Genomic DNA, 21,775 nt, shown 5'->3' with positions numbered 1-21,775 from the left:
AGCGCCTTAACCTTAAAAAAAGAGCTGTGACTTATGATATTAAAACCACCACAAGCCACAGCCTGACAATATATTACTGTGCTGAAAGCCAGTTTAGAAATGCATGACAGGTCGATGCAACGGGCTTCCCTTCCAGAAGAGCGGAAGTAAAGACAGCTGAATCAGGTAAAGAGGCATTCACCGTCTGACCATGATTAAGCCCTTCGTAGGTATGAGCCTGTACGATTGTACCGGCAGCACAGGCTGCTTTAACCAGACCATACTGCATCAAAGGTGGTACGTCTTTATCTGCTGTACCCGTACCAACGAAAAGAGGCTGCGCAAACTTAAGAGTAGGATATGCCATAGCTTTAAATGCTGGCATCAGAACTTTTTCAAAATCTGGTTTGAGCGAGTTATTAGCATTCAGACCTTCTTTACCGGCCAGTGCCATCATCTCATTCACACAGCTATGCCCGGCGGCATGATAGGCTGACATTGCTTTTTCGGTAAAAACATCCTGCGGGTTAAAAGATGAATCATGTGCTGCAAGGCCAGCTGCAATATACAGGCTGTAGACAACCAGGGGGTCATACCCGCCATCAGGCTGGTTGCTGCGGGCTTTATGCAGTAATGTTTCCATCAGTTCTGGTGTAATATAAGGCACACCGGTTGCTACAGTACCAAGGATATTAATGTCAGGCGCATAAGTCGGTGCGAAGGATGCTGAAGCAACAGCTGCACCACCGCCCTGTGACTGACCAACAAGCATGACTTTATTTTGCAGGGGGTAAGCTGATTCAGCCGCCCGCAACCCGTCAAGAACACTATAGGCTTCAACGCGCGTATTAAGGTAGGCATGTGTCTGACCGCTGATGCCCAGTCCCTGATAATCAGGGGCAACAACAGCAAAACCACGTTTCATCCAGGCTTCGAGATACGTTCTGTTACGCTCAGTATAGGGATGGAGCGAGGGCGTACATTTTTCACTGACTCCAACAGTACCATGCTCCCATGCAACAACAGGCCAGCCACCGGCAGGAGGTTTCCCTTTAGGTAAAATTACTTCTTCAGTGGCCTGTACCAGACCTTTTTGGGTCAGCCCGTCAGTTGAAAGATAAACAATACGATAAGCCGCTCCGGCACCTGGTAAACTAAATGCTGCAGGAAGAGGAGAAGCCTTAACGACTACCCCGGCTTTTTCGGTCTCTGCATGAGCTGCTGTAGCAAGAAGTAAGCCGCACAAAACGTTGCAGGCCAGAAGTTTAGAAAGCTGCATTATAGACTTCCCCGCTTAATCAAATATTAACGAATATAACCAGTAGCACATCTGTGCCTCATTATGTGAGATCTGGCCTCTGTATTTATTATTTCATACGACCCAGTTAAGATAAAATCTATTTTTTCAGAGTCAGAGCACCTTTTTCTACTGTGTAGTCACTCTGATTATCCGGGCCGATCAGACTTTGAGAATAATCGCTAAACAAAACGGGCAAAATAGCAGGAGCCATAACCGGCTGATAGTTCTGCGCATCCTGCGGGTCACCACTCCCCGTATAGCGGGCTATATAAGGATAAGGATAAAGCGGCCGTGTCGCAGATGTTTTTGCGTCAGATAAGGCATAGGGCTGATCATCAGGATTAACCTGGTGTTTCTTATCATCTCCGCCGTCCTTTTGAGGGGCAGAAATTTTCTGCGCATCATTAGCAGCAGATGATACTGTGTTTTGTAAATACCCTGCTACGAGGGCACCCGGAGCCACCCCTGTCTCTGCCCAGGCCATAAGAGGGGTCAGAAAATCAACCTGAGAAAACCCTTCCCCCCCGCCACAATGAGCAACACCAGGGAGAAGATAAAAACGCAAAAAGTTCTCAGTTTGTTCTAACCCGGCCTGTTTCTGCACTCCCTGATAATAAGCAATTGTAGAAAGCGGAGAAATGTACTGATCCGCCAGACCATGCCAGAGCACAAGACGCCCTCCACGCTTCTGAAATGCAGACAGGTTTGTATTTGCTGCATTATATAATGCAGCAAGCTGATTCATCTGCTCAAATGAGGCTTTATCAAACTGAAATTTTGACAGGTCCATATCCTGGTCTGCGGCCTGTGCGGGTAAAAGAGCGGACATGACAGAAGCCACCCGGCCATAATCAGCTGTTTTTGCCAGAGCCGTATCAGGCAATGGCCAGTTCTGCTCTGAACCAGGCAGTAAACCACCAGGCGTAAATGCGTGACCTGCCTTATCAGCCGGACCATTATACAACCTGACAGCAGCCTGTGTTTCTTCGTCACTCAGGCATGAAGACGTATCTGCCTGCCCTGGTGCACACTGAACCCATGTGGGGTCAAAATGACACATACGCGGATCTTCAAGAATACCGTCTTTTACACCTGAAAATGTGTCACAATGACTGATAACCGCACTGTGTAATAAAGGCAGACGCCCTTTGAGCAGAATATTTGTTCCATCAGCCCGCTGGTTTGTCCGTATGACCCATGCTGAAGAAAAAGAGTTTTGCACTGTAAATAAACCGGCAGGAGCACCGGCCGAGATACCATCAAAATCATCAGGATAACGCTGCGCTTCAGCCAGAGCCTCGCGCCCTCCGTCTGAGCATCCTATAAAGTATGAGAACCGTGCCTCATGACCATAAAAAGCCTTCACCAGCGCCTTAGCTGTTAACGCGGTGACATGATTAGCTCTGTAAGCAAAATCGATACGTTTTTGCGGAACCCTGCCAAAATCGGCCTGCTGTGCGTTGAGTGTAGAACTGGCGTGACCCAGATCATTACTGGCAACAACCATCTCTCCGTTCAGAGCCGGCGCACATGTACCAGCATTCGAAATACCTATCCGGGTCATACCACACAGACCGACACACCCCCCCATAAGAAAACGCTGTGTCCAGTGCTGAACGGGCAGATCGACTTCAAAATTAATAGCAGGAGCAATCTGTCCGGTGACCTTACAAAAGGAGCCTGCCGGTGTATCAAGAAGACCGGTTTTCAGGTCATGTACCATAGCGCCGGCGACTGAACTCAGATCAACTGAGGAGAGAGAATCGCATGATACAGCAGGATCAATAACATCCAGATGAGCCGGACCAGATGGCACTTCAGAAGATGTGTCTTTCTGAGAAGCTAAAGCATAGTCAGATAAAAAGAATGACACCGCCAGCAAACTGACAGCCGGCAGAAAACCAGAGTGTCTGTTTTTCATCTAACCTATGATCCTCTTACTATATAAAACTCAGAAACATCAGAGGTGCCCCCTCCGGTATGATAGCATACCATTTCTGCACACATAACAATACCGGGGGCTTTAATATCAAAATCAACGCTACCCCTCCGGCATTCTTATTCTTCTTATAAAATATCTCTCAAAGTATTTTATTTCCTCTGTAAGTATTATCTCATTATGCATATATTACAGGTTGTAAAGCCTCTCTGTTTTTCCGAAAAAAGGATAATATTAAAGTGACTCCCCTGAAGTTAAAGGTCACCTGGTTTTTACGGATAACACTTTGTGTTTCCTCATTCTTTATAATCACTGAGAAAACCCAGGCCCATACGACCTATATCACTCAGGGGGAGTGCGATGGCTTACCGCGGGTCAATCTGCAGACGATACCAGGCACATGCGTTGGTCTGCTGACATCAGGGCTTCAGTTCCCTCGTGGTATCGCTATCAAAAACAATACAATTTATGTCGCTGAAATGGGCGGCTGGCAGAAAAATCGCGGGCGGCTTATTGCTCTTGAAAATAATGGTCACGGTGCCAGAAGAATTCTTCTGCGTGGTCTGGACCGCCCCAGCGGGCTGACCTTCTCCTCTGACGGGCAACTTTATATAGGACTGCCTGACAGGGTAATGCGCGTAAACCTGCATAGCGATAACACAGCCAGCACGCAGGATGTTCTGACTGATATTCCCTCAGAAGGGAGACACCCGCTCAAAGCACTGGCCGCTGACAGTAATGGCGGGCTTTATGTGAGTGAAGGCTCGGCCTCTAACAATTGTGAAACTGAGATGGGAGCCTTACCGGACACCTCCAGGTCCTGCCCTGAAACCCGCGGTTCGGTACCACGGGGTTCGATTCTCTGGTTCAAACCTGGAAATACACCTCAAAGTGTCAGTGCACAGCATGTTGTTGCTACAGGTATACGCAATGCAGCGGCATTAACTGTCCTGCCTGACGGGAAGCTCCTCGCCATTGGTAACGGGCGCGACAGCATTAATGTTGTTGATTTAAAACTCTCAGATAAAACCCTGCCGCATGAACCATTATATATAATTCAAAAAGGAACAGATTACGGGTGGCCTTATTGCTTTGATAATAAACGCCCCGCTCCTGAATATCCGCAACATGACTGTTCAGCCATCCCCTCGCCCGACATGCTTCTGCCAGCCCATGCTGCTCCTCTGGGCGTACTGGTGTATAACAGCCAGGCTATTCCTTCTCTCTCAGGCAACATCATCATGACCTATCATGGCTATCGTGATACAGGCCATCGTGTCATGAGCCTGAAACTCGCGGCGGATGGAAAACCTGAAGCCTCCCCCCAGCCCGTCATATGGGGCTGGCCTGACAGTGCACACTCAGGCAGGATGCCATCTGGTTCCCCCACCGGGCTGGCTACCATGCCAGATGGCACTTTACTTATCTCTGAAGACCATAACGGCACGATTTTGAGGCTGTCCCACACCACGCGCTAACTCAGGTGATGAATGACAGGGTTTGATATGACAAAGCTAAACTTAAGGCTCCCGATTATTCAGGCCCCCATGGCTGGCGTTACAACACCCGCTCTGGCTGCTGCCGTGAGCAATGCCGGCGGAATGGGCTCTCTCGGACTGGGGGCCGTAAATGCTGCAACAGCCGCAACACTCATAAAAGAAATGCAGGAAAAAACTGCTCAGCCATTTAACGTCAATTTTTTTGCCCATGATGAGCCCCGGCGCGATCCGATAAGCGAACAACGCTGGCTAACCTGCCTTGCTCCTTTATTTAAAACTTTCGGGTCATCTCCGCCTGATACGCTCACAGCCCCCTACCAAAATTTTGATAATACTCCGGACATAGTTTCAGTTCTTTTAGCTTTGAAGCCATCAGTGGTCAGTTTTCACTTTGGTCTGCCCTCACACGAAAAAATTACAGCCTTAAAACAAGCCGGTATCATTTTAATGGCAACCGTCACCTGTCTGGCAGAAGCAAAAAAAGCACAGGAAAACGGTATTGATATTCTTGTTGCTCAGGGCATTGAGGCTGGCGGGCACCGGGGAATTTTTGATACCACTTCACGTGATGATGCTTATTCAACCGCAGTGCTTACAGGCCTCCTGACAAAAAACTGTCCTTTGCCGGTTATTGCCACTGGTGGAATAATGGATGGCTCAGCTGTTATTTCAGCGTTACGCAGCGGGGCAATTGCGGCACAGCTGGGCACAGCTTTTTTAGGTTGCCCTGAAACTGGCATCAGTGCGACCTATCGTCAGGCATTAACAAGCGATGAAGCCTGGCACACACAGCTCACACACCTGGTATCAGGCCGCCCTGCCCGCATTATTCCAAATAGCTTCAGCGCTCTGGACTGTGACACATCTCCTCCGCCTTACCCGATTGCTTATGATGCCGGAAAAGCTCTGCACCATGCGGCCAGACAACAAAATAATCATAGTTTTGCGGCACACTGGGCGGGTCAGGGTGCGCCATTATGCCGCTTTTTACCGGTCCATACTTTAATGAAAACGCTTGAGGCCGAAATGAAGAGCGGCCTTTGATACATCCTGTCAGGAAAGTTAGCTCGCTTGCCTTCTGAAATATCTCCTTCGGATAAGCACACTCATCCGGTCGATCAGGTTCTTCCGTTGTGGGAACTCGTCGTCTATGGCTTTCAGCATGTTTTAACATTTTACGCAGCGGCCGTTATCGTCCCTATCCTGCTGGCCGGCGCTCTTGGGCTATCCCGTAATGAACTGGAGCACCTGATCGAGGCAGACCTGTTCACCTGTGGTATAGCCTCTCTGATGCAGGCTGTGGGCATCGGCAAAGTCGGCGTGCGTCTGCCACTGCTTCAGGGTGTGACTTTTGTCGCTGTTATGCCGATGATTGCTATCGGGGCCTCTGCCGGCGGCGGAGTAACCGGACTACGTCAGATTTTTGGAGCGGTGATAGTTGCAGGCTTATTCTCCTGTTTTATGGCCCCTTATTTTTCACGTCTTATTCGTTTTTTTCCACCTGTTGTCACAGGGTCAATTATTCTGGTTATCGGGCTGGGGCTACTGCCCGTTGCAGCGAATGATATCGTTGCCGGGCATAGCACCAGTGCGATGCAGGACCCGGTTGAGTTACGCAATGTAGCTTATGGCCTGGGCACTTTATTTTGTATTCTCGCTATTCAGAAATTTTTTCGCGGGTTTCTCGCCACAATTGCCGTTTTACTCGGCCTGATCTGTGGCACACTGGTTGCCTGGGCCCTGGGAGATGCTCATTTTAACACTGTAAGCTCTGCACCTTTACTTACGATGGTGCAGCCTTTTTATTTTGGCATGCCAGAATTTCATCTTCTTCCCATCGCGTCACTCATCGTTGTGATGATTATTTCTATGCTGGAAACAACAGGTGACGTTTTTGCAACCGGCATGATCGTCAAAAAAGACATTACACCACAGGACATTGCTCGCGCCATCCGGGCTGACGGACTGGCCACATTTATTGGCGGTGTGTTCAATTCTTTCCCTTACACCTGCTTTGCAGAAAATATTGGCCTGGTCCGCCTTACCCGGATTAAAAGCCGCTGGGTGGTCGCATCGGCCGCAGTTTTTATGATTATTATGGGGTGTATTCCCAGGCTTGCAGCCATTATGGCCTGTGTTCCCCTTCCCGTTCTGGGTGGTGCTGCACTGGCCATGTTCGCAACAGTCGCCGTAGTTGGTATTCAGACCTTAGCCCAGGTTGATTTTGATAATCAGAACAACATGATTATTGTTGGCACCAGCATTGGTCTTGGCATGCTGGCAACCGCTCAGCCGCATATCACAGATAAAATGCCTGCCTGGGCACATATTATTTTCGGGAGTGGTATCACACTAGGGGCATTATCAGCCATTATTCTGCATCTGTTCTTTAATCATATAACACTAAAGAGCGGCAGATAACTTCACGAACATAATAATCACATCATATTCGTGAAGTGTATTTACAGCTCAGTCCTTTTTCAGGGCTTCGCTTTCCTGGCGGCGTGTTGCAAACGGCACTTCACGCTTATCATCCAGTTCATTCATACTACCGCCTGGATTACCAAGGTTCTCTTCCAGCCAGGCCTCCTCAACAGGCTCTCCCTCCGGCCCGACAGGTGAAAAGGGCTTTACAGGGATCTGACCAGCATCAGGGGCACTTTCCATCCCGATAAGGTCAGCTGCCTTTTCTTTATAAGCTTCTGGTCCGCAGGCGGGCTTGCCATCCCGCTCCCACATTTCATGTGCTTTTGCGAGAATGCGGGCATTCTGCTGTGGAGACTGCTCGAGTGGGTTACTCATATGAATACGTTCCTCCGGGCTGTTATTAAGCGCTGCTCTCCGATGTACTGTCAGAGAGCAGCATTATACCTCAGTAACTGACTTCAAGAATTTTCTGGCTGATTTCCGGGGTAACATCATGCTGTTCGCCCAGTTTTACCATGCCATTTTTACGCAGCTGTTCAACGATCACAGTAATATCGCTGGCAGGCACATCATAGTCACGAAGGTGTGTCTGTATCCCCATCTCCTCAAAAAACTTACGTGTGCGTTCAATAGCCGCATCAATACGCTCATCTCCAGAACCCGAGGTGATGTGCCATACACGATTTGCATACTGGAGCAGCTTGGCCCGTTTGGACTCACGGCGCACATTCAGGCTGGCAGGCAGCACGACGGCAAGTGTTCTTGCATGGTCGATATCGTAACGCGCGGTCAGCTCATGGCCGATCATATGGGTTGACCAGTCCTGAGGTACACCGGCACCAATCAGACCATTAAGTGCAAGCGTTGCAACCCACATGAAATTTGCCCGCAGATCATAGTCGTTACCCGCAGTCTGTAATTTCGGGCCGATTTCAATAAGTGTCTGTAACAGACCTTCAGCAAAACGGTCCTGCACCATGCCATCAGCAGGATATGTCAGATACTGCTCGATAATATGAACAAAGGAATCAACAACACCGTTAGCAATCTGCCGTGCAGGTAAAGTAAATGTTTTTGTCGGATCCAGGACAGAAAACTGCGGGAAAACCAGAGGGTTCTGAAAAGCAAGCTTCGTATGTGTCTCTTTACGCGTAATAACCGAACCATCATTCATTTCTGAACCGGTAGCCGGCAGCGTCAGCACTGTACCAAAAGGCAGGGCACTGGTGATTTTTTTACCGTAAGTTTGAAGAATTTCCCACGGATCTCCCTCATAGTTTACGGCAGCGGCAACAAATTTTGTGCCGTCAATGACTGAGCCTCCCCCGACAGCAAGCAGAAAATCGATTTTCTTTTCGCGAATAAGGCCTACAGCCTTCATCAGTGTTTCATAAGTCGGGTTTGGCTCAATACCGCTAAACTCATGCACTTCACGGGCACCAAGAGCAGCGCGTACCTCAGCAAGAGTGCCGTTCTTTTTTGCACTTTCCCCACCCAGCAGAACAAGAACCCGCGCATCCTGTGCAATCAGTGTATCAAGTTTTGCCGTACTCTCACGCCCAAAAACAATGCGTGTAGGGTTATAGAGCTCAAAATTCAGCATAATATCCACTTTCCTGGTCAGAAGGATGTGCATGTTATGTGAGGTCTCCCCCTGCATGAGACAAGAGGCCCGGGATATCTATTCCCGCCGTAATCACACTGTAATATTGCTCTTAACACCCGTTATGTGCATTACTGCACCCTCTTGTCGGCAGTCCCGCGCAAGCGGGCTAACAGGGAATGCCGTAAGCCTTTACATGCAAGGTAAGTCGGCAGCTGCTCCCGCAACTGTATGTGGTATGGGTCTGATTTTCACGTCGTAAAGACGAGCCACTGGTGCACACCACCGGGAAGGCCAGATCAGAACTGATGATCCTCAAGCCAGGAGACCTGCTGCCGTCGCCTTACCGTGTCGCCGGGCGGGATGTACCGGAGGCTAAGATCGTATCATGACACCTCGTATCACACCACAATCACATACCTGTTCAGCTCAGTCAGACCTTCACCCTCTTGTTCTCACTTTAATCAGAGACTGCCCCTCCCGTGCCGAAGCTCTGAGGGCAGCACACACTGCTCAGCAACCTCCCCCCAACCAGGAGGATGTGATTTTTAAAAGTGGCTACACTATTTTTTCAGCCACTTTTGGCACCTCGCCTTCAGCTCATAATGCCAGAGGACATGCTCTGGAAGCAGCCTTTCGCCCCCTGCTCGCACAGGCACTTGATTTGCTGGAAACACTTCCTTCAGTCAGAGGATCTGATGACAGAGATGCCGCACAACATATTTTACGGACATACGTCACAATACACTGGACACTGGGTGCAAGAGCCGCCGCAATGGCACGCTATAATGCACCGTAGCAGCTTTTAAAAAACCACCTGTTGCATCAGCTGCATTTTACAAAAAAGGCCCGGAGAAATATCATCCCTCCGGGCCTTCTTCATTTTACTACAGTCACTCTTTATGACAGCTCAAGCAGCAGATCTTTAGCATCAATGGTATCACCTGAAACAACATGAACACGCGTCACTGTCGCGTCACGATCGGCAGTGATTGCTGTCTCCATTTTCATGGCTTCAACTGACACCAGCAGATCACCCTTCTTCACCTTCTGGCCCGCTTTAACCCCGACAACAGACACCATGCCGGGCATAGGAGCGGCAATTTGTGATGCATCCGCCGGGTCTGCCTTAAGCCGGGTCTGTTTTTTGGCCTGAGCACCAGCTTTGACAAACCCCATCGTTCTTGCCTGACCATTAAGCTCGAAGAACAATCTGGTCTCACCGGTATCAGGCTCATCAGTTTGACCCAGCAGACGAATAATCAGCGTTTTACCGGGCTCAATTTCAGCGGCAACTTCGTCTTTGTCATTCAGACCATAGAAAAATACAGGCGTAGAAAGCACAGAAACGTCACCATATTTACGCCTGTGCGTAATATAGTCTGTATAGACTTTAGGATACATCAGCCAGCTTGCGAGAGCTGCATCATCAATATCCTGACCAGTCGCCTCTTTTGCACTCTGACGGGCCTGCTCAAGATCGACCGGTGGAATATGTGCCGCGGCACGCCCCTCAACCGGCTTCTGCCCTTTAAGAATACGCGCCTGTAACGCTTCCGGGAAACCATCAGCCGGATAGCCAATGTCACCGCGCATCATGGAGATAACAGAGTCAGGAAAAGCAATATCCCTTTCCGGATCCATAATATCCTGCGGTGTCAGGTCATTAGCAACCATGAACAGCGCAAGGTCACCCACCACTTTAGAAGATGGTGTAACCTTAACAATATCGCCAAATAATTTATTTACATCAGCATATGCCTGCGCCACAGCATCCCACAGATGATCAAGCCCCATAGAGCGGGCCTGTTCACGCAGGTTAGTATACTGCCCTCCTGGCATTTCATGACGATACACGTCAGAGGTACCTGAGCGGATATCAGCCTCAAACGGTGCGTATGACTGACGAACCCCCTCCCAGTAACGGGAGAACGGCGCGATACGCTCTGGTGTCAGGCCAGTGTCACGCTCAGTATGCTGCAACGATGCAATAACAGCACCAAGACTTGGCTGAGATGTCAGGCCACTCATGGCATCCATCGCACCGTCGACAATGTCAACGCCGGCTTCAGCTGCGGCCAGTACACTGGCCACCGACCCTCCGCTCGTATCATGCGTATGAAAATGAATCGGCAGACCGACTTCTTCCTTTAATGCCTTTACCAGTGTTTTAATGGCCGCCGGACGGCACACACCAGCCATATCTTTAATGCCCAGAATATGGGCGCCTGCCTTTTCAATCTGCTTTGCCATATCGACATAATATTTCAGATTGTATTTTGGCCGGGCCGGATCATGCAGATCACCGGTATAACAGATCGTCCCTTCACACAGGGCATCTGTTTCGAGCACCGCATCCATCGCAACACGAATATTTTCAACCCAATTCAGTGAGTCAAAAATACGAAACACATCCACACCACGTGCAGCGGCCTGTTTAATAAAATACTGCACAACGTTATCGGCATAATTTGTATAACCAACTGCGTTAGAGCCTCGTATCAGCATTTGCAGCAGTATATTTGGCACTGCAGTGCGAAGCTTATCGAGACGATCCCAGGGGTCCTCTTTTAAAAAGCGCATGGCAACGTCAAACGTTGCTCCACCCCAGCACTCAAGAGAAAACAGATCTGGCAATAAACGTGCATAGCGCGGTGCGATACGGCTCATATCAGCTGTGCGCATACGTGTTGCGAACAGGGACTGATGTGCATCGCGCATGGTCGTATCTGTCAGCAGCAGGCGCTTTTGTTCAAGCACCCACTGCGAGAACCCTTCTGGGCCAAGGTCACGCAGCAGATCGCGCGTTCCTGGCTGAGGCGGCGCGCTCATAGCTGCGGCAGGTAACTGCGGTGCAAACAACGGAACAACAGGCTTTGAACGCCCTTTCATTTCTGTATTGCCGTTTACTGTCACGTCACCAATAAAACGCAGCAGGCGCGTGGCGCGATCTTTACGCGGCTCAAAATGAAAAAGCTCAGGCGTTGTATCAATAAACCGCGTGGTACATGCACCCGTTTTAAACGAGGGATGGTTGATAACCCTGAGCAGAAAACCAAGGTTCGTTGCCACACCACGCATACGAAATTCACGAAGGGCGCGGTCCATACGACGGATAGCTTCATCATCGTCATGGCCACGAGCGGTAACTTTTACCAGCAGCGAGTCATAATATGGTGTAATCACCGCTCCGGTATAGGCTGTGCCGGCGTCAAGGCGGATGCCCGCACCGTTCCCGCTACGATAAACTGACAGCTTACCATAATCAGGGAGGAACTCATTAGCCGGGTCTTCTGTCGTAACACGGCACTGTAAGGCATGAGCGATCAGACGAATGTCAGATTGTGCCGGCAGAAAGTCACTCTGGCCAATGCACCCGCCCTGGCTGACAACAATCTGAGCTTTAACAAGGTCAACCCCTGTGGCTTCTTCCGTCACCGTGTGTTCAACCTGAATACGCGGATTTACCTCAATAAAGTAAAAATGCCCCGTATCTGCATCAACCAGAAACTCAACCGTTCCGGCATGCGTATAATTAACGCCATCGGCTATTTTCAGGGCGTTAGCACAGAGTGCCTCACGCTGCTCCTGTGACATGTGAGGGGCCGGAGCACGCTCTACGACCTTCTGATTGCGCCGCTGAACGGAACAGTCACGCTCAAACAAATGCACACGATTACCGTGCAGATCTCCCAGAATCTGCACTTCAACATGGTGTGCCCGCACAACCATTTTTTCGAGATAAACTTCATCATTACCAAAAGCAGCCGCGGCTTCGCGCCTTGCAACAGCAATTGCAGGCAAAAGCTCACTCTCATTCTGAATGGCGCGCATACCGCGACCACCCCCGCCCCAGCTGGCTTTAAGCATAATTGGGTAGCCAACTCCGGCAGCAAGCCTGCGGCATTCGTCCGGGTCATCAGGTAAAGCTCCTGTTGCCGGCACAACAGGCACACCAACCCGCTGGGCAAGAGCGCGGGCTGCCACTTTATTACCCAGCTGCTCCATAATTTCTGGCTTGGGACCAATAAAAGCTATGCCTGCGGCTTCACAGGCTCTGGCAAAGTCAGGATTTTCTGACAAAAAGCCATAACCGGGATGGATCGCATCGACATTCGCCTGTTTTGCAATGCGAATAATATCATCAACATCAAGATAGGCAGCGATTGGCTTTTTGCCCTCGCCCACCATATAACTTTCATCGGCCTTGAAACGATGCAGTGCAAAGCGATCCTCATTTGCGTAGATCGCTACAGTACGCAAACCAAGCTCAACGGCTGCACGCATGATGCGAATTGCAATTTCACTACGATTCGCAACCAGAACACTCTTAATCCCTGGCATTATGTCTCATCCTGCTAGTCTGCTTTACGTGGCACGACTGTGCCACATTGCATTTTCTTTATGTGTTTAGTTCTTAGTTTGAGAAAACGCTGGCGGGACTTTACTGCATGACGCACATAAATAGCGCTCACAATAACGACAACTTACAATTTTCCGAACCTGTCATTATTAAATGAAGAGCCATTTTTCCTGTCGATATAAAATATTTCTTCTCAGTTTTTCAGGCAGCAGACGCTGATTATTTAACTACAGAAAAATACTCACGGATGGTAAATATAGAGCTCTGCAAAATCCTGAGGGAAAAATCAGTAATGAAGAAAGAAATTATTATTCAATATGGCAAAAATACAATATTTAAAAATAAAAAACAGCTTTAGCCATCAGAATAATTGACAAAAAATTAAATTAAAGTTTCCTTAACAAAAAAAATGCAGCGGGCTTTTCAGGGAATATCTGTCTGACACAGGACAGTCTCTCTCCGGCCAGGAGGAGTATTAACGATGAAGATCCACTATCTGGTAACCAGTCTGGAAACCGGCGGAGCTGAATTTGCCATACCAAACATTGTAAAAACTCTGCAAAGCCTTGGCCATGAGGTATCAGTTATCGCCTGCGAGCCGCGTGATATGGGGGCAGCAATACGCCTGTCAGAAGCAGGGTTATCTTATACGCTGCTTTCACGCCGTCGCAGATTGTTACCTGTTATTCTTGCCTCTTATCTCAAACAAGTCAGCAAAAACCGTCCGGATGTCATCTGGACCTCACTCAGCTGGGGTAACAAGGTTGGTCAATGGGCAGGTCGCCTGACCGGTATTCCGGTTATCAGCTTCAAACACAGCGCCAGCGTCCGCCGTTACACATACCGCATGAGAAATCTGTCAAAGCTCTGGGTTGGTGACTCTCAGACTGTCGTGCAGTTTTTACGTGAAAAAATGCATATTCCTGCTGATCAGGTTATGGCATGGCCACTTTTTCAGAGCGACCCGGCGGCCCTGCAGGCACAGAAATGGGATGGCAGGGCCGTTTTACAGCTGGGGAGCGTCGGCCGTTTGCATGAAGTTAAAAATTATGCCGGCATGCTCGATGCTGTATCCTTTTTCCTGCTGTCTCACCCTGAGATGAAGTCACGCATCCACCTGACAATCCTGGGGGATGGCCCTGAACGCGCGGCTCTGGAGAAAAAAATCAGACAGCTTAACCTTGAGAATGTGGTCACTCTTCCTGGCTTTTCAGCAAATGTCGGGCAGTTTCTCTCAGGTTTACATGCGTATATTCAGACATCCCGCTATGAGGGGATGTGCCTTGCTGTTCATGAAGCCATGAATGCCGGCCTGCCGGTCATTTCCACTCCGGTTGGAGAGATACGTGATGCCGTGCAGGAAGGCAGAACAGGTTATGTACTAGATGGCGATATGACGCAGGCGTTTAACCGCATCATGGAACATATTTTTGTGCACCCGGATGAACTCTCCCTTTATGGCCAGCAGGCCCATAGTTATGTTTTACAAAAATTCAGTCATGAGCAGTATCAGCTCGCTGCGACAAAAATTATTGGGAAATTATACTCCATGCTGAATACAGGCGCCTCTCCTCTCAGCAAATTACCTGTCTGATGAAAATGCTTGTGACAGAACTATGGCGCTTAGGCATTGTCCAGGCTCCTGTTCAGACTATAGCTGCAGCCGGAAGCTTAGCTCCTTTCTCAGTCAGGTGGATTGAAGCTGACCGCTCACTCTGTTTTCTGGCCGATCCTTTTGGAATATGGCGTGATAATAAACTTTACCTCTTTGCCGAAGCCTATGATTACCGCTCGCGCCGTGGCGCAATTGTAGCCTACGTGCTCGATGCCAGCCTGAATATCATTGAATACAGAACTGTGCTGAGCGAGCCCTGGCATTTATCTTACCCCTATGTTTTTGAAGCGGATGGTGAAATATGGATGCTGCCGGAAGGGTATAAATCCGGGACATTATCTCTCTACCGGGCCGTTAATTTCCCCTGGCAATGGGAAAAAGTACCAGAGTTCTCTTTTCCCTGCGCCGCGATTGATGCCACTCCTGTTTTCGCTCAGGGCAGCTGGTGGATGTTTTATACCCCGCCCCGTGCGCGAACCAATACTCTTATGCTGGCACAAGCTGAGCGTCTGACCGGACAGTGGAAAAATATTTCTTCTCACCCTATCAGGGAGGACATCAGTAGCGCCCGCATGGGTGGCACACCTTTCTATCAGGATGGCAAGCTGATTATTCCAGTGCAGGACTGCAGCAAGACGTACGGCGGCGCCATACGCCTGCTGTCTCTCTCTCCCGACACACTGCACCAGCCTGAATTTACTCCGGGTGCATATTTGCAGGCATCTCATAAAGATGCACCATTCAGCGATGGATTACATACTCTGTCTGCAGCAGGGGATTTCACGCTTATCGACACAAAGCGTATACTTTATGGTTCACCGCACCGTATTTGCGTGGATCTTGGTCGCGCATGGAAAAAACGACAGTCTCGGCATGCGTAAATTATATCTTCTGCCCTTGTGATATGAAACGGAATATTTCACACTTGCCGCATGAAATATCTGCCATCTCTCTTACCGGGTGCTTTTGCATTATCAGTTTTTTTTGTCGCTATGAGCGCATCTGCTCTTGCTGTTCCTGATAAAGTTTGCGGAAAGATACCATCTGTCGAGACCGGGCATGATATCACTCAAAAACTTCAGGCGTTAATAGATCACTGTGCCAGCCATGGTGGTGGCATAGTCACCCTGAATTCAGGTAATTTTCTCTCGGGTCCGCTACTTTTGCGCTCTCATATTAATCTGCACCTTGATGCTGGCAGCATATTACAGGCCATTGACAAAAACTCACTCTACCGCCCGGCTTATATTAACTGGCCCTGGTCACCGGCTGAAGCTTTCCTCTCTCTTCCTCATGTTGAGGACGTTGCCATAACAGGTGAAGGCACTATTGATGGTAATGGCGAAGGCTGGTGGAAAGCCGCACAGGAAGCGAAAAAGAACAGACACAATAACTTTGCTAACAATATCCCGTTGAGTAACGGTCTGCCACGTCCATGGCTGATTGAAAGCTATGATGCACACAATATTCTGATTTCAGATGTACATATTACCCGCTCTCCTATGTGGAACATTGTTCTGCGTTACACAGATAACACTATTATAAAACATATCGATATTAACAACCCGGCGGACTCACCCAATACGGATGGTATTGATGTTATCACCTCACAAAACGTCACTCTGAGTGATAATACTATTTCAACCGGAGATGATGATATTGCCATTAAATCAGGGTTACCGGGTACAACACTACCCAATGAAACAACAAAAAACATTTATATAACTGATACAGCTATTGGTGCCGGGCATGGCCTTTCAATCGGTAGTGAAACTATTTTTAATATTGAAAACGTTTATGTTTATAACGTTGATTTTAACGGCACAAGCAATGGTATTCGTATAAAATCAGGTCGTGATCGGGGTAGTGTGCTGCAACATTATGTCTTTGATAAAATACGCATGAACAATGTACGCACAGGACTTTCGATCAGTGCCTATTACCCTCATTTTCCCAAAAATAATGATAGTCCGGCACCAGTTACAGTAACCACGCCTCGTATTTCAGATATCAGGATTTCTCATCTGACTGAAAAAAATGTTCAGAAAGCCGGTATTTTTATTGGTTTACCTGAAATGCCCCTGCAGAATATTGACCTAAGTTACATGAACCTGGCAACAAACGCTTCTTTCAGATTACGCAATGCATTACTCCATACTGATACATCTATAAAAATAATGCAGAAAAAGTGAAATCATCCTTTCTTTGATTACGTGTATTAAGCTCTTCCAGAGAAGGACGAGCCTGGATTTTCCCTGAGAATGATGTTTTTGCCCCATCGGGCAAATAGGCTGAGGGGATTGCGCTGGACGCGTTTATTGCTCCGGAGGTTTAAAACCGGAGCATTTTTTACACTGATTTATATGATTTGGTTGCGGGGGCCCGCTTCCCCTGCTGTCATAAAACAAGTTTCCATTTGTTTTCCTCTGGGATCAGAAAAACCGAGAATACCCATCAGGTCCCCGCGTAGTGAGATATGAACCTCGCCCCTCTTCTCACCGGGGTAGAGTATAATCCGTCCGATCAACGAACGAATGGCCTGCACAGCCTCTCCGCCCTCGTCCGGGTCGTCCAGCACCTCGGTGAAACGCTCGACATTGCGCCGATAGTGCTTAACAATATTGGGATACTGGCTGGGAACGTCCACCGTGTCCTGAGCAAGCCGCTCCTCGAGTTCCGCTTTTTGGCGTTGCAGATCCTCCAGGCGGACCTTCATGGAAGACTGATACAGGCCGTCCTCAATCGCCACCATAATTCCTTTGATGGCCCGATCTACCTTCTCCAGCGCTTTACGGTCAGCACCTGATTGAGTCTGTCGCTCATGTTTGAGACGTTTCATCTCCTCCGCGAAAGCCTGCAGGGCTGCCTCCATGCTGTCTGACGATACAAGCCTATCTTTCAGCCCCGCCAACACTCGAGCTTCGATCCGCTCACGCCGGATCGTACGGTTATTACTGCACGTACCTCGCCTATGATGGTTCAGGCAGCCGAACCGACTATTAACAATCATGCTGACCCTACCCTCACAGCACCCGCAGACTAACAGTCCGGAAAAGAGAGAGACAGGCCGGTTCGCGAGATACAGTCTTTTCGCGCGCCCTTCCAGGGTATTCGCCGGACACGGTCCGACTTTCGCCGCTATGGCTTTTTGCCTCTTCCTGACTGCCTGCCACAACCCATCGTCCACAATCCGTAAATGCGGAACCTCAGTCCTGACCCAGTCTTTTTCCAGGTTAGGCCGTGAGACACGCTTACCGGTCCCAGGGACTTTCCTAAAGTTTTGCCGGTTCCAGACCATAACACCGACATACAATTCATTATGAAGAATTCCCGTTCCACGTGAGACATGCCCCCTAATACTGGTATCCCCCCACGCGCGCCCCCGAGGACCGGGGACACCTTCGCGATTTAATTCCATGGCAATCGACCTGGGACTTTGTCCTGCAGCATATTTTTTGTAGATGCGCCGAATAACATGAGCCTGCTCAGGAATTATTTCTCGATCACCCCTGATTGGCTCGCCTGCAGCATTCAACTTCTTGACTAGCCGGTAACCATAACACAGGCCACCACCAGCCTTGCCTTGCACCACACGGCCTCGCAATCCACGATGGGTCTTAGCTGCCAAATCTTTAAGATAGAGGGCATTCATCGTGCCCTTCAGACCAACATGCAGTTCGCTGATCCTCCCCTCGGCCAAAGTAACGATCTTCACACCAGCGAAATCCAGATCTCTGAAGATGCTGGCAACGTCGGCCTGATCTCGCGAGATACGATCAAGCGCCTCCGCCAATACGACATCACATTGACCGCCTCGAGCATCGGCCAACAGGTTCTGGATACCCTTGCGTAACACTGTAGAACTACCCGAAAGGGCGGCATCCTCGTAGATATTTACGACCTTCCAACCTTCACGCTGCGCATGCTCGCTACAAACACGGATCTGATCTCTGATTGAGTTCTCACTCTGATTATTTGATGAGTAACGAACATAAATGAAAACACGGGTCATCTTATATTTCATCCATTGATTAATTGCGGTCATTAATATTGTCAAAAGAGGAAGATTTATTATCATTTGCAAAGGATATTTTATCCCAATATTCTCTGGCCATCTTTCGGCCAATCAAACGAGATATCGTCATCGCAACCTCATCTATTTGATATTTATCACCGCCATCCAGATTATTATCGTTGGCGGCGGATTTATTATTTTCGTTATTTTTCACTTTACCCGCCATTAGTTAAGAAAAGTCTTTCCTATCATACTTTTTATTTCGATTTGCATATGAAAATATCAGTGATAAATGCCAAAAAATTACCGATAAATCAGCAAAAAAAACCATTTATGAAATTTTCTAACGGCATTCTAGAATTTTAAATTTCTTTTATTTTCAATTAGTTAGTAATTTTATAATTAATTATTTTATGCACTTTTTCACACCGAATCGCACGTCTTTGAAAGACTATAAGCTCCGACAATACTTAAATCACAAAAGCCAATAAATTTACTAAACCATAAAGTATAGACACCAAAAATATAACAGATGAATATTACCCCATTATATTCGCGCACAAATGAATTCACCAGGATCCTTTCTGAATTCTTCCCCAAAAAAGCGCGACAAGATCCTTAAAAAGGGAAAGCTCGCCGTAAGAGGGTGTCCAGTCACAGCTTCCCAACCTTGCGGCATATCTGAAGCAAATCCCCCATCCGTTGTTGCAACACAGCCCCGAGCACCATCAGACCTTCAAGCAGTCGTGCACCTTCTGTATCCGCCCGCAGACTTTCAAGCCGCCCTTTGAGCAGAGTATGCTCGATCTCGATCAGACGAAGGACATCGTGCAGACCAGCATGAAGCTCTTCGAGACCGTCCTGGGAGGGGGGTGGCAACAGTGAATCTTCAGGCATGACAATCCCTTCGACAAAATGTCGGTTTCATGCGAGGATCTGACCATGACCAGTCACGGGCCACGCAACATTTCGATCTTAATATGTACGACTTACCGTATTATATATCAAGCGGAATATCGTACAAATACCTCATTCTTCAATGAGGATCCTCCGCGTGCCCCGATATTCCAGGCGAAAGCATAAACTCATGGATGACCAGATCCGCCTGATGCGTGAGCGCGGCGAACGCCTCCGCGAAGCAGCGCAGAGTATTGGCATTACTCATGCCGCCAAAGCAGCAGGTGTGCCGTATACGACATTAAGAGATTACATGAATGGCGGGGAGATGAAGTTCTCTGCCCTTGCATCTCTGGCTCGGGTTTGCGGCGTGTCTCTGGACTGGATCGCCTATGGTGTAGCAAGTAGTTCACTCCCGGACGCAACAGAGGTCCAGCCTACTTCGACCCGCCAGATCATTGTGCCCTGGCATGACCATCATGAAGACGGTCTACGCATCGGTCGCGACTGGTTGCAGAGCGTTATCCATAGAGACCTAACGTCTCTCTGCCTCATCAGTAATGCGGGAGATGCGATGGAGCCGACGCTGTCATCGGGTGATCTCGTCATCGTGGACCGAAGCGTCACGACGGTGTCGGGCAGCGCGCTTTATGCCCTTGAAAGTGCGGGCGTCGTCTTAATTCGCCGCCTTGATCCACGACTGGGTGGAGGGATGCGCGTCATCGCGGACAATCATCGCTATCCACCTCAGGATGTTGCATCTGAGGATTTAAATTGCTTCCGCCTGCTCGGTGAGGTTGTCTGGGCTGGCGGCATACCTCGTATCTAAGCTGCGTAGAGCGCAGCGGAATACCGACCGCAAAAATATGCGTATTTCCGTATTGACATAAATCGAAAATCCGTAGTTTACTCATGCCAGTTACGACGAACAGGCACTGCAGAATGGTCTGCACCCTGATTTCGAGGAGCTGGCCATGATCTGTCTATCCGGTCCCCCTAATGCAAAATGGCAGGCTCCTGTCAGCGGAGCGGTTATCGCCCCAGCCCAGGCAGAGTACAGCTAAGGTGCTGCTGCTTAGCGCTCTCCTGCTCGTCGGGATCGGCCTTATCATCGTAGGTGTCAGGGGTTCTCTGCAGGCTCTGGACTGGCTTTGCGAGAGAGACGTCTTCCCACCGATGTTCATCATGAGCGCAGTATCTGTAATCACAATGATGCTGTTTGATCGTTGATCAGAGACGAAGGGGACTGGCCATGACATCATTTGATGACATCTCTGAAAATGGGAACGTCGCTGACACACAGAAGGCGGCTTCTCTGGCGAAGTATCTCGAAAAATATGGCGCAGAAGAAGCCGAGACGCTGCAAATGCTCAGATATGCGACCTGGATGGGTATTGGCATCTGCGTGGTCTGTGGCGTGCTGATTGGCCTGTTATGGCATCCCCTGATCGCGTTCGGTGTCGGAACGGTAAGCTGGGTCTGTCTTCGCGCTGAATTTTTGAAGCAACGCAAGGTCGCCCGGCTAAGGCGACAGCAATACGCTCTGGACTGAACAAACGATACCTCTCAATTGCTGATCAGTCTCAGAGACTGTCTTTCACGGAACCGTTCTCTTGCGCAGAACGGATAGGATCTCTCATGTCTAAACACCAAACTCTTGCTGCCTTATCTCTTACTGGGCTGCTCGCCCTGACAGGCTGTGCCTCGGAAGGCAATGAAGCCCTCAAGAACGAAACAGCAGCCTCCATCGACCAGAAAATTCAGGATGGCGTGACCACGAAAGAACAGATCCGCGCTCAGTTCGGGGATCCTCGCGAAAGTACCTTTACTGACAGTGGACATGAGCAGTGGCGTTATTCGTTCTCCAACGCCTCGTCTGATGCCGCCAATTTCATTCCGCTCTACGGGGACTTGCATCAAGGCACTCACGGCACGGAAAAGACCTTGACGGTGCTTTTCAATGGTAATGTCGTCTGGCACCATACCATGAACTCATCTGCCGTTAAAACGGGGAGTGGCCTTTTCTAGCACTACAGTTGCAATTCGTTTTCCGGGTCGGAAAGATGAAGAATTCAGGGGCTGTCTCGACGTAGACTGCCTGAAATTCGAGCCGTCCGGAACGCATTGGAATCATGAAC

18 protein-coding genes and 1 riboswitch are annotated in these 21,775 nt (G+C 49.0%); of the genes, 10 read left to right on the top strand and 8 right to left on the bottom strand.

The features are described from left to right. Positions 1-73: 73 nt before the first annotated feature. Together GOB58_RS11800 and GOB58_RS11795 are read right to left on the bottom strand one after the other, a co-directional pair. The gene (locus GOB58_RS11800) at positions 74-1,258 is read right to left on the bottom strand and encodes an alpha/beta fold hydrolase (protein ID WP_173560313.1); all 1,185 of its coding nucleotides are present in this window, start codon (positions 1,256-1,258) and stop codon (positions 74-76) included. A 118-nt stretch (positions 1,259-1,376) separates the two neighbouring features. After that, the gene (locus GOB58_RS11795) at positions 1,377-3,200 is read right to left on the bottom strand and encodes a tannase/feruloyl esterase family alpha/beta hydrolase (protein WP_173560312.1); all 1,824 of its coding nucleotides are present in this window, start codon (positions 3,198-3,200) and stop codon (positions 1,377-1,379) included. A gap of 257 nt (positions 3,201-3,457) precedes the next feature. Between GOB58_RS11795 and GOB58_RS11790 the strand changes: the two genes are divergently transcribed. Genes GOB58_RS11790 through GOB58_RS11780 form a run of 3 tightly spaced genes read left to right on the top strand, consistent with a single transcriptional unit; the run spans position 3,458 to position 7,138 of the window. Continuing rightward, positions 3,458-4,696 (top strand): PQQ-dependent sugar dehydrogenase, encoded by a 1,239-nt coding sequence (locus tag GOB58_RS11790; RefSeq protein ID WP_173560311.1) that lies wholly within the window; start codon positions 3,458-3,460, stop codon positions 4,694-4,696. 12 nt (positions 4,697-4,708) lie between these two features. After that, complete coding sequence (locus GOB58_RS11785) at positions 4,709-5,761, top strand: NAD(P)H-dependent flavin oxidoreductase (protein ID WP_173560310.1); 1,053 nt, start codon at positions 4,709-4,711, stop codon at positions 5,759-5,761. Between the two features lie 27 nt (positions 5,762-5,788). Further along, positions 5,789-7,138 (top strand): nucleobase:cation symporter-2 family protein, encoded by a 1,350-nt coding sequence (locus tag GOB58_RS11780; RefSeq protein WP_194299723.1) that lies wholly within the window; start codon positions 5,789-5,791, stop codon positions 7,136-7,138. A gap of 48 nt (positions 7,139-7,186) precedes the next feature. On the opposite strand, the gene GOB58_RS11775 is transcribed toward GOB58_RS11780, so the two are convergent. After that, the gene (locus GOB58_RS11775) at positions 7,187-7,519 is read right to left on the bottom strand and encodes a hypothetical protein (RefSeq protein WP_086555287.1); all 333 of its coding nucleotides are present in this window, start codon (positions 7,517-7,519) and stop codon (positions 7,187-7,189) included. 70 nt (positions 7,520-7,589) lie between these two features. Continuing rightward, positions 7,590-8,747: an iron-containing alcohol dehydrogenase gene (locus GOB58_RS11770; RefSeq protein ID WP_173560309.1), complete on the bottom strand. Its 1,158-nt coding sequence runs from the start codon at positions 8,745-8,747 to the stop codon at positions 7,590-7,592. A gap of 134 nt (positions 8,748-8,881) precedes the next feature. Then, positions 8,882-9,098: riboswitch (cobalamin riboswitch) on the top strand. 37 nt (positions 9,099-9,135) lie between these two features. Between GOB58_RS11770 and GOB58_RS11765 the strand changes: the two genes are divergently transcribed. Next, positions 9,136-9,546 (top strand): hypothetical protein, encoded by a 411-nt coding sequence (locus tag GOB58_RS11765; protein WP_086555285.1) that lies wholly within the window; start codon positions 9,136-9,138, stop codon positions 9,544-9,546. A 101-nt stretch (positions 9,547-9,647) separates the two neighbouring features. Here the strand turns inward: GOB58_RS11765 and GOB58_RS11760 are convergent, their stop codons facing one another. Beyond that, the gene (locus tag GOB58_RS11760; RefSeq protein ID WP_173560308.1) at positions 9,648-13,091 is read right to left on the bottom strand and encodes a pyruvate carboxylase; all 3,444 of its coding nucleotides are present in this window, start codon (positions 13,089-13,091) and stop codon (positions 9,648-9,650) included. Between the two features lie 500 nt (positions 13,092-13,591). Between GOB58_RS11760 and GOB58_RS11755 the strand changes: the two genes are divergently transcribed. The 3 genes from GOB58_RS11755 (at position 13,592) to GOB58_RS11745 (ending at position 16,917) form a co-directional block, all read left to right on the top strand. Beyond that, positions 13,592-14,704: a glycosyltransferase gene (locus GOB58_RS11755; protein ID WP_173560307.1), complete on the top strand. Its 1,113-nt coding sequence runs from the start codon at positions 13,592-13,594 to the stop codon at positions 14,702-14,704. Then, complete coding sequence (locus tag GOB58_RS11750; protein WP_173560306.1) at positions 14,704-15,606, top strand: glucosamine inositolphosphorylceramide transferase family protein; 903 nt, start codon at positions 14,704-14,706, stop codon at positions 15,604-15,606. Before GOB58_RS11755 ends, GOB58_RS11750 begins: the two co-directional genes overlap by 1 nt. Positions 15,607-15,717: 111 nt before the next feature. Continuing rightward, positions 15,718-16,917, top strand: coding sequence for a glycoside hydrolase family 28 protein (locus tag GOB58_RS11745; protein ID WP_173560305.1), 1,200 nt, complete (start codon positions 15,718-15,720; stop codon positions 16,915-16,917). A 167-nt stretch (positions 16,918-17,084) separates the two neighbouring features. Here the strand turns inward: GOB58_RS11745 and GOB58_RS11740 are convergent, their stop codons facing one another. The 3 genes from GOB58_RS11740 to GOB58_RS11730 all read right to left on the bottom strand — a co-directional run bounded on the left by GOB58_RS11740 (position 17,085) and on the right by GOB58_RS11730 (position 19,637). Beyond that, complete coding sequence (locus GOB58_RS11740) at positions 17,085-18,737, bottom strand: recombinase family protein (RefSeq protein WP_173560304.1); 1,653 nt, start codon at positions 18,735-18,737, stop codon at positions 17,085-17,087. Between the two features lie 19 nt (positions 18,738-18,756). Then, positions 18,757-18,966, bottom strand: coding sequence for a hypothetical protein (locus tag GOB58_RS11735; protein ID WP_173560303.1), 210 nt, complete (start codon positions 18,964-18,966; stop codon positions 18,757-18,759). A gap of 428 nt (positions 18,967-19,394) precedes the next feature. Continuing rightward, positions 19,395-19,637, bottom strand: a complete 243-nt coding sequence (locus tag GOB58_RS11730; protein ID WP_086636428.1) for a hypothetical protein — start codon at positions 19,635-19,637, stop codon at positions 19,395-19,397. A 190-nt stretch (positions 19,638-19,827) separates the two neighbouring features. Here GOB58_RS11730 and GOB58_RS11725 point away from each other — a divergent pair, with 190 nt between their 5' ends. From GOB58_RS11725 to GOB58_RS11715, 3 genes are all read left to right on the top strand, one after another. Continuing rightward, entirely contained in the window at positions 19,828-20,466 is a 639-nt protein-coding gene (locus GOB58_RS11725) for a LexA family transcriptional regulator (protein WP_173560318.1), read from the top strand. Positions 20,467-20,889: 423 nt separating this feature from the next. Next, entirely contained in the window at positions 20,890-21,189 is a 300-nt protein-coding gene (locus GOB58_RS11720; RefSeq protein ID WP_086636430.1) for a hypothetical protein, read from the top strand. Between the two features lie 86 nt (positions 21,190-21,275). After that, on the top strand, positions 21,276-21,665 hold the full coding sequence (locus tag GOB58_RS11715) for a hypothetical protein (RefSeq protein ID WP_173560302.1): 390 nt from the start codon (positions 21,276-21,278) through the stop codon (positions 21,663-21,665). The last annotated feature ends 110 nt before the right edge of the window (positions 21,666-21,775 follow it).

Source organism: Acetobacter thailandicus (assembly GCF_011516655.1).
GTDB classification, from domain to species: domain Bacteria; phylum Pseudomonadota; class Alphaproteobacteria; order Acetobacterales; family Acetobacteraceae; genus Acetobacter; species Acetobacter thailandicus.
The sequence above is the reverse complement of the archived record's forward strand: the minus strand, read 5'-3'. Positions and strand labels throughout refer to the sequence as shown.

What these genes read in the sequence shown, in the direction of transcription:
- GOB58_RS11800 (WP_173560313.1), bottom strand. Translation starts at nt 1,258, where the DNA reads ATGCAGCTTTCTAAACTTCTGGCCTGCAACGTTTTGTGCGGCTTACTT.
- GOB58_RS11795 (WP_173560312.1), bottom strand. Translation starts at nt 3,200, where the DNA reads ATGAAAAACAGACACTCTGGTTTTCTGCCGGCTGTCAGTTTGCTGGCG.
- GOB58_RS11785 (WP_173560310.1), top strand. Translation starts at nt 4,709, where the DNA reads ATGACAGGGTTTGATATGACAAAGCTAAACTTAAGGCTCCCGATTATT.
- GOB58_RS11775 (WP_086555287.1), bottom strand. Translation starts at nt 7,519, where the DNA reads ATGAGTAACCCACTCGAGCAGTCTCCACAGCAGAATGCCCGCATTCTC.
- GOB58_RS11770 (WP_173560309.1), bottom strand. Translation starts at nt 8,747, where the DNA reads ATGCTGAATTTTGAGCTCTATAACCCTACACGCATTGTTTTTGGGCGT.
- GOB58_RS11765 (WP_086555285.1), top strand. Translation starts at nt 9,136, where the DNA reads ATGACACCTCGTATCACACCACAATCACATACCTGTTCAGCTCAGTCA.
- GOB58_RS11760 (WP_173560308.1), bottom strand. Translation starts at nt 13,091, where the DNA reads ATGCCAGGGATTAAGAGTGTTCTGGTTGCGAATCGTAGTGAAATTGCA.
- GOB58_RS11755 (WP_173560307.1), top strand. Translation starts at nt 13,592, where the DNA reads ATGAAGATCCACTATCTGGTAACCAGTCTGGAAACCGGCGGAGCTGAA.
- GOB58_RS11750 (WP_173560306.1), top strand. Translation starts at nt 14,704, where the DNA reads ATGAAAATGCTTGTGACAGAACTATGGCGCTTAGGCATTGTCCAGGCT.
- GOB58_RS11745 (WP_173560305.1), top strand. Translation starts at nt 15,718, where the DNA reads ATGAGCGCATCTGCTCTTGCTGTTCCTGATAAAGTTTGCGGAAAGATA.
- GOB58_RS11740 (WP_173560304.1), bottom strand. Translation starts at nt 18,737, where the DNA reads ATGACCCGTGTTTTCATTTATGTTCGTTACTCATCAAATAATCAGAGT.
- GOB58_RS11735 (WP_173560303.1), bottom strand. Translation starts at nt 18,966, where the DNA reads ATGGCGGGTAAAGTGAAAAATAACGAAAATAATAAATCCGCCGCCAAC.
- GOB58_RS11730 (WP_086636428.1), bottom strand. Translation starts at nt 19,637, where the DNA reads ATGCCTGAAGATTCACTGTTGCCACCCCCCTCCCAGGACGGTCTCGAA.
- GOB58_RS11725 (WP_173560318.1), top strand. Translation starts at nt 19,828, where the DNA reads ATGGATGACCAGATCCGCCTGATGCGTGAGCGCGGCGAACGCCTCCGC.
- GOB58_RS11720 (WP_086636430.1), top strand. Translation starts at nt 20,890, where the DNA reads ATGACATCATTTGATGACATCTCTGAAAATGGGAACGTCGCTGACACA.
- GOB58_RS11715 (WP_173560302.1), top strand. Translation starts at nt 21,276, where the DNA reads ATGTCTAAACACCAAACTCTTGCTGCCTTATCTCTTACTGGGCTGCTC.